The sequence below is a fragment of the Dehalobacter sp. genome, assembly GCF_030063005.1.
GTDB classification, from domain to species: Bacteria; Bacillota; Desulfitobacteriia; order Desulfitobacteriales; family Syntrophobotulaceae; genus Dehalobacter; species Dehalobacter restrictus.
On record NZ_JAPDHR010000016.1, the window covers coordinates 1 to 16,576 of the forward strand.

General features: G+C 46.0%; 15 protein-coding genes, 1 pseudogene and 1 riboswitch. Of the genes and pseudogenes, 8 read left to right on the plus strand and 8 right to left on the minus strand.

Annotated features, from left to right (window positions below):
* The first annotated feature begins 164 nt into the window (after window positions 1-164).
* Window positions 165-1,040 (plus strand): flagellar motor protein MotB, encoded by an 876-nt coding sequence (locus OKX56_RS06235; RefSeq protein WP_019225325.1) that lies wholly within the window; start codon window positions 165-167, stop codon window positions 1,038-1,040.
* Window positions 1,041-1,083: 43 nt separating this feature from the next.
* Here OKX56_RS06235 and OKX56_RS06240 read toward each other — a convergent pair whose 3' ends face one another.
* Window positions 1,084-2,127, minus strand: coding sequence for a M28 family metallopeptidase (locus tag OKX56_RS06240; RefSeq protein ID WP_019225324.1), 1,044 nt, complete (start codon window positions 2,125-2,127; stop codon window positions 1,084-1,086).
* A gap of 30 nt (window positions 2,128-2,157) precedes the next feature.
* On the opposite strand from OKX56_RS06240, the gene OKX56_RS06245 reads away from it, so the two are divergent.
* Window positions 2,158-2,598 carry a YaaR family protein gene (locus OKX56_RS06245; protein WP_019225323.1) on the plus strand — a complete coding sequence of 147 codons (441 nt, stop codon included), beginning with the start codon at window positions 2,158-2,160 and terminating at the stop codon, window positions 2,596-2,598.
* 78 nt (window positions 2,599-2,676) lie between these two features.
* Window positions 2,677-3,471: a CheR family methyltransferase gene (locus OKX56_RS06250; RefSeq protein WP_015043640.1), complete on the plus strand. Its 795-nt coding sequence runs from the start codon at window positions 2,677-2,679 to the stop codon at window positions 3,469-3,471.
* Window positions 3,472-3,574: 103 nt separating this feature from the next.
* On the opposite strand, the gene rfbB is transcribed toward OKX56_RS06250, so the two are convergent.
* Window positions 3,575-4,582, minus strand: a complete 1,008-nt coding sequence (gene rfbB / locus OKX56_RS06255; RefSeq protein WP_019225322.1) for a dTDP-glucose 4,6-dehydratase — start codon at window positions 4,580-4,582, stop codon at window positions 3,575-3,577.
* A 46-nt stretch (window positions 4,583-4,628) separates the two neighbouring features.
* On the minus strand, window positions 4,629-5,654 hold the full coding sequence (locus OKX56_RS06260; RefSeq protein WP_019225321.1) for a glucose-1-phosphate thymidylyltransferase: 1,026 nt from the start codon (window positions 5,652-5,654) through the stop codon (window positions 4,629-4,631).
* A 190-nt stretch (window positions 5,655-5,844) separates the two neighbouring features.
* On the opposite strand from OKX56_RS06260, the gene OKX56_RS06265 reads away from it, so the two are divergent.
* The 5 genes and pseudogenes from OKX56_RS06265 (at window position 5,845) to OKX56_RS06285 (ending at window position 11,473) form a co-directional block, all read left to right on the plus strand.
* Window positions 5,845-6,756 (plus strand): glycosyltransferase family A protein, encoded by a 912-nt coding sequence (locus OKX56_RS06265; protein WP_019225320.1) that lies wholly within the window; start codon window positions 5,845-5,847, stop codon window positions 6,754-6,756.
* Between the two features lie 22 nt (window positions 6,757-6,778).
* Window positions 6,779-7,945 carry a DegT/DnrJ/EryC1/StrS family aminotransferase gene (locus OKX56_RS06270; protein WP_019225319.1) on the plus strand — a complete coding sequence of 389 codons (1,167 nt, stop codon included), beginning with the start codon at window positions 6,779-6,781 and terminating at the stop codon, window positions 7,943-7,945.
* Between the two features lie 16 nt (window positions 7,946-7,961).
* On the plus strand, window positions 7,962-8,654 hold the full coding sequence (locus OKX56_RS06275) for an acetyltransferase (RefSeq protein WP_019225318.1): 693 nt from the start codon (window positions 7,962-7,964) through the stop codon (window positions 8,652-8,654).
* On the plus strand, window positions 8,651-9,826 hold the full coding sequence (locus tag OKX56_RS06280) for a glycosyltransferase family 2 protein (RefSeq protein WP_019225317.1): 1,176 nt from the start codon (window positions 8,651-8,653) through the stop codon (window positions 9,824-9,826). Before OKX56_RS06275 ends, OKX56_RS06280 begins: the two co-directional genes overlap by 4 nt.
* Before the next feature lie 100 nt (window positions 9,827-9,926).
* Window positions 9,927-10,012, plus strand: a riboswitch (cyclic di-GMP riboswitch).
* A 186-nt stretch (window positions 10,013-10,198) separates the two neighbouring features.
* A pseudogene (locus tag OKX56_RS06285) lies at window positions 10,199-11,473 on the plus strand (ArsB/NhaD family transporter).
* Here OKX56_RS06285 and OKX56_RS06290 read toward each other — a convergent pair.
* From OKX56_RS06290 to OKX56_RS06310, 5 genes are all read right to left on the minus strand, one after another.
* Window positions 11,470-13,254, minus strand: a complete 1,785-nt coding sequence (locus tag OKX56_RS06290; protein ID WP_019225315.1) for an NADH-dependent [FeFe] hydrogenase, group A6 — start codon at window positions 13,252-13,254, stop codon at window positions 11,470-11,472. The pseudogene OKX56_RS06285 and the gene OKX56_RS06290 overlap by 4 nt on opposite strands.
* 11 nt (window positions 13,255-13,265) lie before the next feature.
* Complete coding sequence (locus OKX56_RS06295; protein ID WP_282432028.1) at window positions 13,266-14,600, minus strand: complex I 51 kDa subunit family protein; 1,335 nt, start codon at window positions 14,598-14,600, stop codon at window positions 13,266-13,268.
* A gap of 43 nt (window positions 14,601-14,643) precedes the next feature.
* Window positions 14,644-15,036, minus strand: a complete 393-nt coding sequence (locus OKX56_RS06300) for a (2Fe-2S) ferredoxin domain-containing protein (protein ID WP_019225313.1) — start codon at window positions 15,034-15,036, stop codon at window positions 14,644-14,646.
* Window positions 15,033-15,560: an NADH-quinone oxidoreductase subunit NuoE family protein gene (locus tag OKX56_RS06305; protein ID WP_025206039.1), complete on the minus strand. Its 528-nt coding sequence runs from the start codon at window positions 15,558-15,560 to the stop codon at window positions 15,033-15,035. Before OKX56_RS06305 ends, OKX56_RS06300 begins: the two co-directional genes overlap by 4 nt.
* Before the next feature lie 242 nt (window positions 15,561-15,802).
* On the minus strand, window positions 15,803-16,564 hold the full coding sequence (locus OKX56_RS06310) for a prepilin peptidase (protein WP_019225311.1): 762 nt from the start codon (window positions 16,562-16,564) through the stop codon (window positions 15,803-15,805).
* Window positions 16,565-16,576 lie beyond the last annotated feature (12 nt).

The window sequence follows — 16,576 nt, forward strand, 5'->3', positions numbered from 1 at the left end:
CCAATATGATTATGGATACTTTTCTTAGCACTATTCCACGGTCTTTCAAAGAACGATTGTTGTTTGCAACCTGATGTGTCAGAAAAATCATGGCTTTAACCATTATTTAATGGTGGGAAAGTTGAGTAAAGTACTAAAAGCATTAGAACAGAAGCGGTGATAAAATGAGAAGGCATAAAACACAAGATGGCCACCCCCCTGGTCAGGAACGGTGGCTTGTCACCTACTCGGACCTCATTACGCTATTAATGATTTTTTTTATTGTGATGTATTCAATGAGTCAGGTTGACGCCAACAAATTCAGGGCAATGGCCCAATCCCTGAGCATAACGCTTGGCGGTGCGGCACCTTCTGCGGTTAACCTGTCGGAAACACAGGCCGGGGATTCTTTCATTGAAAGCGGGAGTACTGAAAGTTCAACTTCGACAGGCCAGGACGACCAGCAAGGAGTAGAGCAGGAGACCACCCCTTCAGAAGGAACTGGTCAAGGAGATACGGATTATCAGGAAAGCCTTACAATAGAGGGGATCAAAGCCAAATTGGACCAGTTTGCGAAAGAAAATGGAATTGAAAATAAACTCGTATCATCCATTGAGGAACGAGGCCTGGTCATCAGTATTCAGGACACCTTGCTGTTTAACAGCGGCTCGGCAGAAATATCAACGAATTCGCGGGCCATCCTGAAAAAAATCAGCACGGTCCTGTCCGCCTCACCGAATTATATAAAAGTGGAAGGACACACCTGCAACCTGCCAATCCATACCGCAGAATTTCGAAGCAATTGGGAACTGTCCGTACTCAGGGCGACCAATGTCGTCCATATTCTTGTCGATGACGGTGAGATCGATCCCCTTCGGCTGTCAGCAGCAGGGTACGGTGAATACCGCCCGATTGCCGATAACAGCACAGAACAGGGAAGAATCACCAACCGCAGAGTCGACCTGATTATCCTGCGTTCCAAGTATGATCTGCTCGAACCGGGCAGCAGCAGTAGCAATACGACCACAGGTGCCGACAGCAACGGAAACAGCAGCAACTAGCTGTTACAGGACTCCGAATCGTTCTACTAGCACACTTACCGCTTTAGTAAGCCAGGCTTTTGATGGCTCTATAGATAATATTGCACGTCATTTCCAGTTTCTCTTCGTTGACTGCGGATATTTTGTCTTCCGTCGTATGATTGTTCACCAGCCACTCCTTGCCCAGAATGGTTACCGCAGGAATGCCGGTGCCTGTAAAGGATATTTCATCGCTGTGATGGCTACCGCCAGAAACGTGCTCAAGGACCGCCCCATTTACTCTACCGGCTTCTTTCATGGTCTCAATCAAAGTCTGAGAGCTTTCACTGGCTGACCAGAGAATATACTCGCCCACGGCCCCATTGGCAACTGTATCAGCGTTAATCACAGCTATGATTTCGGAGAGCGGGATCAAAGGGTTCTGTACAAAATATTTGGAGCCCAGAAAGCCCATTTCCTCAGCACTCCAAAAAGCCACTGCAATATTGATTTTAGGCGCAAAACCGTCCTGTGCTTCCTTCACCAGTTGACGCATGACTTGAAGAATGCAGCCTACACCAGAAGCATTGTCATTCGCACCCGGATAGACTTCCCCGTTATAAATACCGAGATGGTCAAAATGGGCAGAGAGGATAAGTGTCTGTTCCGGGTTATTCCCGGTAATACCAGCTAAGATATTAGCCGCTGGGACCCGAAGTGTGTCCGTTTCATCCGGTCGAAAGAGCGCTCTGCCGTCAATCATCTTTTCTTTCATCGAAGGAATTGAAAAGAGCTGCCAGTAGTTGTCCGCGCTAAAAGACTCCAGCAGCAAGGCCTTGAATTGTTCTTCCAGGTAAACAAGCGCTTTGGTCTCTCCCGCAGTTCCCGCCCGGCGGCCTTCGAGATTGGCATGAGACAAGTACTGGACATCTTCGATGGCTTTTCTGGAAATCGCTTTGGTTGAAGGCACCCAAACAGTACCTTCGCCTGAAGCAAATTCAATACTGGAAGACGGAATTCCCAGAAGGCTTCCGAGTTTCTGCCCCCAGGCCCCAGGCAGGACCGTCCAGGGGATAACAAATGCCGCCATTCCGGCTGCAATTTTTAGAAAAGTCCGGCGTGATTTCATATTTTATAATCCTTTCACGGAGGGAGTAACATGTCACTAAAAATCAACAGTTCCACCCAAAAAAATAACTTTGGGATTGACCTTCATCAAACTTCAGAAAAAAAGGAAAGCAGCTTCAGCAATATTTTATCACATTCCCGTCAACTTCAAAGCCAGGAAATGCAACTTTTTCTGGAACGCCTTGAAAAGCAGGGGCAAAAGCTCTCCGAGAACAGATCGTTGGAAAATCTGACGGAATTTAAAACCATGGTCAAAAGTTTTCTTCAGTCAACCTTTGGAAAAAGCAGAAATATGCAGGAGGAAACCTTTTGGGATTACCGAGGTCAGCCGAAAGTCATGGCCAGGGTAACGAAGATCAACAAGGCACTGGAAGAATTGGGTGAACAAGTACTCTCTTCTCAGTCTGAACCTTTAAAAATCCTGGAAAAAATCCATGAGATTAAAGGACTTATTATCGATCTATTCACCTGATATTAAAAACGAGTTGGTCTTTACAATATTTTGAAAAGTATTTAAAATGTTGTACCAGCGAAAGGAGTAATAAAAAGAATGATGAACAGCACTGGCATGATTACGGATTATCCTAGATTCGTTAAATCCTTCCAAAATGTCAGCGGTCTTGACTTGAACTATTATAAAGAAAACCAGATGAAAAGGCGAATCCTGAACTTCATGAGCACCAGGGGGTACCAGGAAGATTATACGGACTTCCTGAAAGATCTCAGTCTTAAACCTGACCTCTACGATGCGTTTTTTAAACATCTAACCATCAATGTCACGCAGTTTTTCCGCGATGTCAAGCAATGGGATGTCTTTAGGGAAAAAATTATCCCCGACCTGTTAAAGACCAGATCTTCCTTAAAAATATGGAGCGCGGGCTGCTCAGCAGGCCAGGAAGCGTGCACCATGGCGATCGTCATGGCAGAATATTTTCCTGGAATAAACTTCAGTATCCTAGGAACAGATATTGACATCAACGTCTTAAAACAGGCCCAGTCGGGTATTTATGACGAGCGTGATTTTGCCAGCACTCCCCCCCATCTTCTCGATAAGTACTTCAACAAGTCTGAAAAGAAGTTCCAAATCAAAAACACGCTGACCAGGAATCTGACTTTCAAGGCGCAGAACCTGCTTACCGACAAGTTTGACCGAGGCTTTGATCTGATTGCCTGCCGCAATGTCGTCATCTATTTTACCGATGAAGCGAAGGATGTGCTGTACAAAAAATTTGCAGACTCGTTGAACCCGAAAGGGATACTTTTCACAGGCTGTACAGAGCATTTATTCGGCCAAAGCCAGCACGGCCTTAAATCCGTTTCCTCGTTCTTTTATCAGAAATTATAAAAAAGCTGCTCCCCTCTAAAATCTTACTAAACCTTAAACGAGAGCACAAACCGAATAAGATGCTGCTAATAGTTTACAAACTCTTGGCAGCATCTTTTTGAATTCATCCCAGCGGGTTTTTGCTGTCAGATTTATCCCACCAGGCTCGGTTGTCCCGATACCATTGAATCGTATCCCCAATTCCCTCGTTAAGATGATACCTGCATTGCCAACCCAGCTTTGTTTTCAGCTTCGTGCTATCCAGCGCGTATCTCCAGTCGTGTCCGGCCCTGTCGGCAACCTGAACCAGTGCATCCACCGGTTTACCCAGCATGTTCAGTATGGTCCGGGCCATCTCTAGGTTCGATGTTTCCTCCCCGCTCCCAATATTATACACCTCTCCTGGTTCCCCGTCCGAAAGTATCTCCGCAAGCGCCGCACAATGGTCCAGTACGTGGATCCATTCACGTTTATGCGACCCATCCCCATAGACAGTCAGCGGCATATTCTGTAAAACCTGAATAATACTATGCGGAATAAATTTTTCTTTATCCTGATTGGGTCCGTAGTTATTGCAGCACCGGGTCACGATCACCGGAAAACCGTAAGTTCTGGCAAAAGACCTGGCCATTAAATCAGCAGCTGCTTTGGAAGCCGAATATGGGCTGTTTGGACGAATCATGGAATGCTCCGAAAACTGTTCTGCCTCATTATCAAGACTTCCGTATACTTCATCGGTGGAAACCTGAATAAAGCGTTTTCCCGTAAAGCCGTTCTTCTCCCAATGTTCCTTGAAACAATGAAGCAGCGTTAAAGTCCCCATCAAATTGCTTCGGCCGAAAACCAGAGGATCGGTAATACTTCTGTCCACATGCGATTCGGCAGCAAAATTAATCACATCATCGGGGTCACATTCCTGAAGAATGCGTTTAACTTCTTTCGCAGTACTGATATCCCCTTGCGTAAAATAATACCTTGGATGAGCTGCCAGGTCTTGAAGATTTTCCACCTTTCCTGCGTAAGTCAGTTTATCAAAATTAATGACGATAACATCCTGATTGCGCTGCAAAATATATTTAATAAAATTGCTTCCGATAAAGCCTGCGCCACCGGTAACCATAAGAACTCTCATATTCTACACCTCAAATTATATTCTTTCGGCCAGCTCAACTGGCAAACTAGAGATCGATCTGACAGTGGTCCCCAAGAAAAAAAGTACTGGCTGAAGAGCTGTTTTCGGGGCTGCCTTGAATGGAAACCTGGTTTCCGATTAAGCTTCCGCTGATTTTCTTGGAGACATTGGCAAGTTGCGTATCCTCTAGGATAATACAATTTTCGATCTCACATTCTGTAATCCGGGTTCTCCTGCCCACTGTCGTATACGGTCCGATAAAGCTGTCCGTAATGATAGCATCATCGTCCAGATGAACTGGCCCCTGAATAATACTGTTCCGAATGGTCACATTGTTTCCCATTTGGATTTTTTGGGCCAGCGCTGCATCAAACATCAAGCGATTTGCTTCAAGAATGTCGTCTAATTTTCCGGTATCCTTCCACCATCCCCGGACCAGATCGCAAGTGACCCTGGCCCCGTTTTCCAATTGATTTTGGATTGCATCGGTAATCTCAAGTTCTCCCCGACGGGACGGTTTGATTTTGTCAATCGCTGCAAAAATGCTGTGGTCAAAGGCATAGACCCCTGTGATGATCAAGTTGCTGATATACTTCTCAGGCTTTTCGTAAAGCGCTGTTACAAATCCGTCTTTCACCACCGCAACCCCGAATTGGGAAGGATTGCTGACCGTATGAAGCAATACGCTGGTGTTGGCCTTTTGCTGGTAGAAATTTTGAATGAAGCTATCCAGCTCCATATTGAAGATGTTGTCTCCAAGGATCATCACAAAATCATCGCGGCCAAGAAAGTCGGCCGCAGTCCGAACAGCATGGGCAAGCCCCAGGGATTTATGCTGATGAATATAGGTGATTGCCGTGCCCCACGTTTCTCCGCTGCCGACCGTTTTTTTTACTTGTTCCTGCGTATCCCCAACGATAATTCCAATATCATGGATACCTGCCCTGGCTATCTTTTCAATAAGATAGATCAGAACTGGTTTGTTGACCAAGGGAAGAAGCTGTTTCGCCTTGGAATAGGTCAGCGGTCTGAGCCTTGTTCCGGTTCCTCCGCTTAAAATCAGAGCTTTCAAATTATTCTCCTGCCTTTAGCCGGTAAGATTTTCTATAAAGAGAGGGTTGTCTTTCTAATATAATATTGCGCAAGAACCGCAATGGTGTAACCACGGACAACTCCTCCCATATAATAAAGTGATAGTTGCCCTAACAGAACCTGAAGGGATGATCAAGTAAAAAGACGATTAAGTGGAGGGAGATATAGAAATGGTAGCGCCACTCCTAAGTTATGTAACCTTTAACCGCCTGGGCCAGACAATCAGGAGCCTTTCAAGTGTCCTTGAAACGCCGGAAAACTTTGAATTAGCAATCGTTGATAATAATTCCACAGATGGTACCTGGAAATATATCCAAAGTCTGAAGGACAGGCGGATCAAATTCAAAACAAGGCTCCCTGTCAATCTAGGACAGGTCTACGCCTCAAATCTAAATCTGTCCAAGAGAAGAGATGATCAATATTTTATTGCTGTCGATCAGGATGTTGTGATTGAAAGCAAAAATTGGCTGACCTACATCCTAAGGGTGTTTAAAAATACTCCGAATATCGGTTTACTCAGTATTCATGCCGGGTTTCCGCCCCGAAATATGCCTCCGACTACCCCAGTCATCAAAAATGATTTGGTTTATCTGGAATTAACCAAGAACAGGTCTGATTATTCGCAGGATTATATGCCCGGTAGCATCCTGGCCTTGAGCCCTGATCTTATCTCTAAAATTGGCTTTTGGAGTGAAGAAAATAATTTTGGCAGCAGGGAGTTGTTTCTAAGGGCTAATCATTTTACAGCGTTTAAAACAGGAATTCTGATGAACGTGAACATTTCTATCCCGCAACAAATAGTTTGCGGCAAATGTCCCGGTCAATCCTTCTGCCGTCTGTCAAAAAACGGAGAGACCAAAACCGGAGAAACCTGTTTTACCATCTACGAGAAATTAAACCAGAATAAATTATTCCGAGAACAATACCACTGGAAATTTGACGAAACAGTTAAGGATCTGCAGAGCGGTGCCCGTTCCCCATACTGCACTTCATTATTCAGTTGTAACTCCACTGCGGAGGAAACCTACAATCTTGACTGGGCAACCGAAAACTTTCAATTCTATGCATCCAAAGCCAACTGAATATTTGCCAGGGGAGAAAAAAATGATAAACAATGATGGTTTTTCTGAACCGGTCTATGTTACCGAACCTTTGCTGCCAGACTTGGCGGAGACTTACAGCATGCTCGAAATAATATGGCAAAGCAGGCAGCTCAGCAATAACGGAAAGATGGTCCAAGAACTGGAAAGAAAACTGGCTGCTTTCCTGGGCACCCGATATTTATCGGTTTTTGCAAATGGCACGAATGCCTTGCAAATTGCATGCAAAACCCTGGATCTGTCCGGGGAAGTCATCACCACCCCGTTTACCTTTGCCGCTACGGCCAACGCGCTGGCCTGGAATCATCTTACGCCGGTCTTCTGCGACATTGAAGAAGCCACGTTCAATATTGATGCCGACCGTATCGAGTCCCTGATTACGAATAAAACCACTGCCATCCTGCCGGTACACGTTTTCGGCCATCCGTGCGAGGTCGAAAAGATTGACCGGATTGCAGCAAGGCATAACCTGAAAGTACTTTATGACGGGGCCCACGCTTTTGGTGTGAAAATAAAGGATAAACCGGTCGGCTCCTATGGAGATATCACCATGTTCAGCTTTCATGCCACCAAAATCTTTCACACCGTCGAAGGCGGTGCACTTATCTTTCGGGATCAGGACCTCCAGCAGAAAGCCAAGTGTTTGAGAAATTTTGGTCTAAAAGAAGACTACAGTGTGGACGAACCGGGTATAAACGGCAAACTGAACGAATTGCAGGCTGCTGTCGGCATTTTGCTCTTAAAAGAAGTGGAAGCTGAAATAGCCCAAAGGAAATATCTTACCAACCTGTACCGGCAAGTGCTGGCTGATGTCCCTGGGATAACCGTCTCCCAGGAGGCTGAAGAAATTACAGCCAATTATCCGTATTTTGTTATCCGGGTTGATCCGACCGCATACGGTATCTCCCGGGACGAGCTCTATAGCCGATTGTTAAGCTTCAATATTTTTTGCCGAAAATATTTTTACCCGCTCTGCAGCAATTTTAAGTGTTTTAAAGGTCTTCCTTCCTCCTCCGCAGACAATCTACCCACAGCCAACAAAGTCGCAGAAAGTGTTCTGGCTCTGCCGCTTCACGGCAGAATGTCAGCGTCCGACGTTCAAAAAATAGGCGGCATCATCAGGGAAATAAAAATTAAAAATAAAAAGCAAATCAACGAAATTTTCAATTGAATTGGGCGTGTGATCATTGGCTATAAAAGATCTCATCATTTTTGGAGCCGGCGGCTTTGGCCGGGAAGCTACCGAGCTCGTTGAAGATATCAATACAGAAAAAAAGCAGTGGAACCTGTTGGGCTATATCGACCAAACTCCGGCCAAACAAGGAAAGGTTATTAATGACTATCCTGTTCTGGGCAACCTGGACTGGCTCGAAAAAAACACAGGGCACCCTCTCTGGATTGTATGTGCGATCGCGAGACCGACGGATAAATACCGTCTGATCGCCAGCCTGTCCTGTTTTCAGCTATATTTTGCCAACCTGATTCATCCCGCTGCCCGAATAAGCCACTCCGTTCAATTGGGCTGCGGCAATATCATCTGCTGGAACAGTTTTCTGTCGACGGATGTCAGGATAGGTAGTCACGTAGCCTTAAATCCGGGCTGCAGGATTGGCCACGATACGGCTGTCCGGGATTACTCCTCTTTATACTGGGACGTCACCCTGGCCGGAAACGTGCAGGTCCATGAAGGTTGTGAAATCGGTTCCAAAACTGTGGTGATCCCCGAAAAAGAGATTGGCAGGTGGAGCATCATCGGGGCTGGTGCTGCCGTCACTCGCAACATCCCGGAATACTGCACGGCCGTCGGTGTCCCTGCCCGACCGGTTAAACATTTAAAAGAATTGGTTGAAACCCATTCCCCTAAAGGACTGATGATATGAAGGAACTTTCTTCTATTTTGATCAAAACTGCGATACAGCTTGTTCTTGAAGCCATTAATCAGGCTCAAGCCTCTGCCCTGCAAAAACGCGTCAGCCCCTTCCCTGTTCAGGAAGCCGCTGACACCCCTACTGCGGAAATTTCTCAACAAGCGGTTCCAAAAAACATTGACTGGGAAGAATTAGACGACGCCACCATCCTTCAACAGATTCTAGATCCTGGGATCCTGGAAGAAATCATTGAACCTTCTGTACAGAACCCGACAGACAGCACCTCCCCTCCTCCTTTTATCAGCTATGTTACCTTCAACCGTCTCGGGCTTACCATGCAGAACCTAAACAAGATTTTGGATTCAGACGAAGATTTTGAAATGCATATCATCGACTGCAACTCCAAAGATGATACCTGGAATTATATCAAAAGCCTTCAGGACAAAAGAATTAAATCCAAAACACGCTTGAAGGTTAACCGGGGGCCGATCTATGTCCTGAACTACAACCTCAGAAAGAGAAAGCCCAACCAGTATTTCTTCACGATTGACAGCGATGTCTATATCAAGACCAAAAACTGGCTGACCAGGTATATGGAAATATTTGAAGCTTTTCCGGAAGTGGGTCTCTTAGGAACCATGCGGGATAACCCTTATCCGAGATTTCTCCCTCCCGTCATTCCTCAGGTCAAGAATGATCTATCCTATCTTCAGCTGAGAAATGCCGGCATTGATGTAATCATGGATTTTATTCCGGGATGTCTTCAGGGGTTACGGCCTGAGCTCATTGACCGGATCGGTTATTGGAATGAGGAATGCGGGTATGGCGATGCTGAATTATCACCAAGGATTGTGCATTATACTCCTTTCAAAGTCGGCTTTGTCACGACCGTGGAAATTGATATGACCCAGTTCATCGGCTGTGACAAGTGTCAGGCCCAAAGCCTCTGCACGCTGAACAGAAGCATAAAAACCTGCTTTATGCTGGCCAAGCAAGCCAACAGTAACGAAAGCTTTGCCAAAAAGGCCAAATGGAAATACCTCGAAATATTTCAAGAGCTAGCCGATGGAAAAAGAACAGCCTATTGCACTTCACTTTTGGACCCTGCATCCCGGGAAGGGAATTTGTACCATGATGCCTGGGCACTCGAGAATTTTGAATATTATTTGAGAAGATCGAACTGATCTTTACAAAATATGAACGGAGATGCTATACTTCTTTTCTGGACACAATCCAGTTGATCAGGATTTTTCAGATTTGCAAATAAAATATAATATGATTTTTAATGTGTTGGGGCAAACTTCACGAAAGTGAAGGACGCTAAAGTTATGGGTCTAAATCAGGGAATTTGAAATGCATGCAATACAAAATGAATGGAATCCAAATGCATTTCCAGGATATTCTGACAGGATTGCCAGACTACAAGGATTTTGAACTTCTCAGGGAAGAGCAGTTCCTTTTATGGATCTGCTCTTTTTTATTTCAACTATTTTGGTATATTCTAACCGGTTAGGCCAATAAAAATTGACCACACTAATGATGGAGGTGCACGATTCATGACCTTGATTCTGACCCTTGTTATTTTTGTAGCTACGTATGCACTAATCGTAACGGAGAAAATCCCGCGGGCTGTCGCCGCGGCCCTCGGTGCCTGTCTCCTGATTCTTTTGGGTGTATTCCCGCAGGAAACTGCTGTGGAACACATCGACTGGAATACGCTGGGCTTACTTATCGGCATGATGATCATTGTCGATCTGACCAGACGTTCCGGTGTCTTCGGCTTTCTGGCTATTTGGGTCGCCAAGAAAGTCAAAGGCAATCCAATCAGACTGCTGATCTCTTTGGCTATACTGACTGCCGTTTTATCGGCTTTTCTGGATAACGTGACGACTGTTTTGCTGGTCGTTCCGGTTTCCATTGTGATTGCTGAAACCTTGAAATTAAACCCAATACCTTTTTTGATTACCCAGATTCTAGCCAGCAACATCGGGGGAACCGCGACCCTGATCGGTGATCCGCCGAATATCATGATTGCCGGACCGGCAGAGCTTACTTTTATGGATTTCATGGTGAACCTGGCACCTGTGACGATTGTGATCTTGGCTGTTACCCTATTGGGCTTTTATTTTCTTTATCGCCAAAAGCTAAAGACCGATAAGGAATCCATCGCCCTGCTGCTGTCGCAAAATGAATACGACTATATTAAAGACTGAGCCCAGCTCAAAAGAAGCCTGGCCGTGCTCGCTCTGACCATTGTCGGTTTTATGCTGCACGCCGTCATCCATGTTGAGACCGCTACGATTGCGCTGGCCGGAGGCATGCTGCTCATGGTGCTGAGCCATGAGGAACCGGAAGAGGTATTTCTGGCGATTGAATGGCCGACGATCTTCTTCTTTACCGGATTATTCGTTTTAGTTGGAGGATTGGTCGAAGTCGGCGTCCTGGATAAGATTGCTGAATGGAGCCTTGGGCTTACCGGCGGTGTACCGGTCGTCATGGCGATGCTGATTGTCTGGCTTTCCGCTATTTTTTCAGCTTTCGTCGATAATATTCCATTCGTGGCCACCATGATTCCGTTGATTCAAAAAATCAGGGTCCTCGGCGGGCTGACCCCAGAACAGCTCCAGCCGCTCTGGTGGTCTCTGGCTCTGGGCGCCTGCCTGGGCGGAAACGGCACAATTGTCGGTGCCTCGGCCAACGTCATTGTCTCAGGGATTGCCGAAAAAAACGGCTATACGATCAGCTACAAAAAATACTTCCTGATCGGATTTCCGTTCATGATTCTATCCATTGTGATCGCCTCGGCGTATATTTTGCTGCGGTACTATTAGATTCTTTCTCTCTCTTCAAAATGAGTATGAAGCAATCTATGGGCAGTGTCACTGAAAGGCTGGCCCAGATATTCCTGATAAAGTTTTTGGATTTCTGAATTCTCATGAGATTTTCTGATCTTTTTATTTTTATCTTCCTGATAGATGGCTTCCTGACGCTTGCGGACAATTTCAAAATTGCCGTGATGGTAGGGCTGCCCACCTCCGGCAACACAGCCTCCGGGACAAGCCATAATTTCAATGGCTTCGTATTGATTCTTACCGTCTCTGATTTCCTCAAGCAGGGTCCGGGCGTTTCCGAGCCCGCTGGCAATGCCTATCCGTAGCATCTTGTCGCCGATTTGAACTGTGGCCTTTCGCAAGCCTCCATCTCCCCGGAGCTGCTCGAACTCAACTTTCTGTAATTCATCACCGGTCAGCCACTCATAAGCTGTCCTGAGCGCAGCTTCGATAACCCCGCCGCTGGTCCCGAAGATCACTGAGGCTCCTGTGGTTTCACCCAATGGTTTGTCATATTCACTCGAAGGCAGATTGATAAAATCCAGACCGGCTTCCTTGATCATTAGGCCAAGTTCCCGGGTCGTGACGACAATATCGACGTTATTATGCTCATCCTTAGTTAGTTCCGGACGCTTGGCCTCGGCTTTCTTGGCAATACAGGGCATGACGGAGACCACCACGATATTGTCCGGATCAATGCCATTCTTCTCGGCATAATAGGTTTTGACGATTGTACCGAACATAATATGCGGTGACTTGCAGGTGGAAGGCACTTCCAACAATTCAGGGAACTGATGCTCAATAAATTTGACCCAGGCCGGACAGCAGCTCGTAAGTATCGGAAGTGTTTTATTGTTCTGCAGACGGTAGATCAGTTCTGAGGCTTCTTCCATAATTGTCAAGTCCGCTCCAAAATCCGTATCGAAAACTGCGTTAAATCCGATACGCTTTAAGGCGGTTACAAGCTGGCCGGTTGCAATCGTCCCTGGTTCCATATCAAATATTTCTCCGATGGCTACGCGGATAGCCGGAGCAGTTTGGACAATCACATATTTATCCGGATCATTTAAAGCTTCCCATACTTTATCGGTATGATTAATTTCCGTAAGCGCTGCTGTAGGGCATACCTGAACACATTGACCGCAGTAAGTACAAGAAGACTCTACCATCGGAATGTTAAAGGCAGGGCCAACAAAGGCTTCAAATCCGCGGCCGATCCCTGACAGGATACCGCAGGTTTGGACCTTATTGCACATCGTTTCACAACGCCGGCAGTAAATGCACTTGTTGGCGTCTTTGACGATCGCCTCACTGGATACGTCCTTCGGATAATTCATCCGTTCACCTTCCCAGCGGATATGCCGAACCCCTAATTCTGCAGCTAAGGCCTGAAGCTCACATTCTCCGTTTTTGGGACAGGTAAAGCATTCATTGGGATGATTCGATAACAGGAGTTCAACCGCCATTCTTCTGGCTGTAATCGCTGTAAGCGTATGCGTGAGTACTTCCATTCCATCCGTAATGGTGGTTACGCACGCCGGGACAAGTTTATTCCGGTTTGTCTTCTCATCGATTAGCTCAACCATGCAGACCCTGCAGGAAGCCGTCTGATTGACCATTTTGATATCATGCAAATCCAGATGACATAAAGTTGGAATCCGAACTCTTGCTTTATGGGCGGCTTCCAAAATGGTGATGCCTTCAGGGACCCGTAGATATTGATGATTAATTTTAAAATCAATCATTTTTTTAGCAGGATGCGTTTGTTGAACGTGGGTCATGGTTAGCCTCCTTATGATTCCAGACCAATTTTATTCTTTGCTTGATAATGGCCTTCCCCCTGAGGATGGTCGATGTCTTTGATCAGGGCCAGGTATTCGTCCCAAAAATATTTCATGGTACTGATGACCGGGCTGGGCGCAGTCTGCCCAAGCCCGCAGAGCGAACTACCTTTAACCATGTAAGCGAGCTGTTTGATGGCATCTAAATCCGCCATCGTTCCTTTGCGGCGGGTAATGAGATTCAGCTTTTCATATAACCGCTTGGTACCGATCCGGCAGGGCGTGCAGCGTCCACAGGATTCATCCATCGTAAACTCCAGGTAAAACTTGGCGATATTGACCATATTATCGGTTTCATCCATGATGATCATGCCCCCTGATCCCATCATGGACCCTATACTGAGCAGGTTATCATAGTCTAAAGGAATGTCCAGGTGTTTCTCCGGGATCACGCCTCCGGACGGCCCCCCTGTTTGAACGGCTTTAAATTTGTGGCCGTTGGGGATACCTCCGCCAATTTGAAAGATAATTTCTCGCAAGGTTGTTCCCATGGGGACTTCGACCAGGCCAACATTTTTGACTTTACCGACCAGCGCAAAAACCTTGGTCCCTTTACTTTTCTCAGTGCCAATGGAAGCGAACCAACTGCTCCCTTTGAGGATAATCGGAGAAATATTGGCAAACGTCTCCACATTGTTTACACAGGTCGGACAGCCCCAATATCCTTCTTCCGCAGGATAAGGCGGTTTAAAATTTGGCTCACCGCGTTTTCCTTCACAGGAGTTAATGAGCGCTGTTTCTTCCCCACAGACAAAAGCCCCGGCTCCATATTTCAACTGGATATCAAAGGAAAAAGACGTGTTGAAAATATTTTTGCCCAGGAAGCCCAATTCTCGGGCCTCCCGCAAAGCAATTTGCAGCCTAGAAATTGCCAACGGGTATTCGGCCCGAATGTAAATGAATCCGGTGGCGGCGCCAATCGCATAGCCACCGATCACCATGGCCTCTAAAACGGAATGAGGATCGCCCTCCAGAATGCTCCGATCCATGAAAGCCCCGGGGTCACCTTCGTCTGCATTGCAAATAATATATTTGTCCTTGTTTTCTTGATTCTTTGTAATTTCCCATTTGAGACCTGTGGGGAATCCTCCTCCGCCGCGGCCTCGCAGCCCAGATTTTTTTATTTCGTCTATGACCTGATCCTGGGACATTGTTGTCAGCACTCTTCCCAAGGCCTCATAGCCTCCGACCGCAATATAATCCAAGATATTTTCCGGGTTAATCAGACCGCAATTGCGCAGGGCAATCCGGTACTGTTTCAGATTCTTTGCTGTTTCTGACATCATAGCCTCCAAATAAATTTACGTACTTTGTAATCTGCGCCCGCTTTTACACCCGGTCAAAGTTTATTTCCAAAGAGAGACTTTCAACTGCTTTGCCGTTTTTAATATGCTGCTCAATAATTTCCCGGACCTTGTCTTTGGTTACATTGCCATAGAGAACCGGTTGTTCGTCCGATTTATTTATCTGAACAGTTGGTTCCGAGTGACAGCAGCCAATGCAGCCAACTGGAACAACTTTGGCATTGGTTATGTTCTGGGCAGTGATCTCATCCAAAAAAGTATTGTAGGTCTCCCTTGAACCTGATGAGATGCCGCAGGTGCCCATCCCCACAAGAATTTTGATTTGTCCTTCCGGCTTTTGGCCGCCTTGTTCTATATTTATATTTTTTTGGTATTCTTCTTTAATTCTTTTTAAGTCCTCCAACGAACCAACTTTCATACCAGTATCTCCTTCCGGCGGTATGATTCGAGGATGGTATCCAGGTCCTCTTCTCTCACCCGGCCAAATACTTTGTCATCGATCATCATAACGGGAGCCATGCCGCAAGTGCCGATGCAACGGACATCTTTCAGACCGAAAAGACCGTCAGGTGTAATTCCATTGGATTCAATGCCAAGCTTTTCTTTCAGTCTTTCCATAATTTTATCCGCCCCTTTGACAAAGCAAGCAGTCCCCATACAGACACTGATCGTATGTTTTCCCTTTGGCTTGGTTGTAAAGTAGGAATAAAAGCTAACGACTCCGAATACTTCCGCTCCCGGAATTCCTAATTTCCGGGCAATAAAAAGTTGTACATCCCTCGGTAAATAGCCGAAAATATTCTGGGCTTTATGTAAGATTTCAATCAGAGCGCTTTTCGTTGTTGGTAAACTGTTAATAAAAGCTTCCAGTTCCTCGAATTTTTCTCTGGGTAGATTTTCATTGGTTGGTTCCATAACATCGATTGCCTGTGGCTTAGTCATAGCAGGTACACGATCCTTTCCGATAACAGCAATGATTTTTTTTGATCGTTTCAAGACGCAATTATTTTTCATGGCAAAGAGCTATTCAGTAATAGTTTGGAAAAATAGCATAGATTTATTCAGACAAGAGCCCGGGCATAAAATAATGCAATGAACTTTTGCATATTCATTGCATTTCGGGTCAGCCATTATCTTGTTTTCTTCATTACTCATATCATCATTTTTAAATTACTTACGTTCCATTACACCGGCACAGCGAATAGAAAGATCTGCCCTCCAAAGATCATAGCAGTAAATATCCCGAGGGACAGAAACGGTCCGAAAGGAATCTCTGATTTCAGGGATCCTTTTTTGACTGTGATCAGTAACAGTGCAGTAAGACCTGCGTACAACGAACCAAGGAATAACGCCAACAGCACCGGTGGGCCCATAAAAAGCCCTGCTGCAGCCATCAGCTTGATATCTTCTCCGCCTAGGCCATCGGGAAAAAATAAGCTCAGAAAAAAAAGCGGTACGGAAGCCGCAAAAAAACCAATGACCCAAGTATACCACGCAGCTCCAAAATACACGCTCTGATAGACGCCGTGCAAAACACTTAAGCCCAACAGAAAAACGACCAGCTTATTCGAAATCACCCTTTTCTGCCAGTCAATAAACGACACGACAATCAGCACAGACAAAAGCATTGCCAGAAAAGCACTTTCCAGGCTCAGTCCATAGGTGAACCAGACAATCAGGTACAAGATCCCGTTCAGCAGCTCGACCGCGGGATAGACCGGGGAGATCAGCCCCCGGCAGTTTTTGCAGCGCCCCCGCAGAAAGAGATAGCTGAAAACAGGGATGTTCAGATACCACGGAATCAGCGTATCACAGTGCGGGCAGTAGGATCTCCCGCCAACAACGCTTTTCCCGATCGGAATCCGGTAAATGCACACATTCAGAAAACTGCCGATGACTAAACCATACAGTAGCACAATGAAAGAAATGATAATATTTTCGATCAAGACGGCACCACC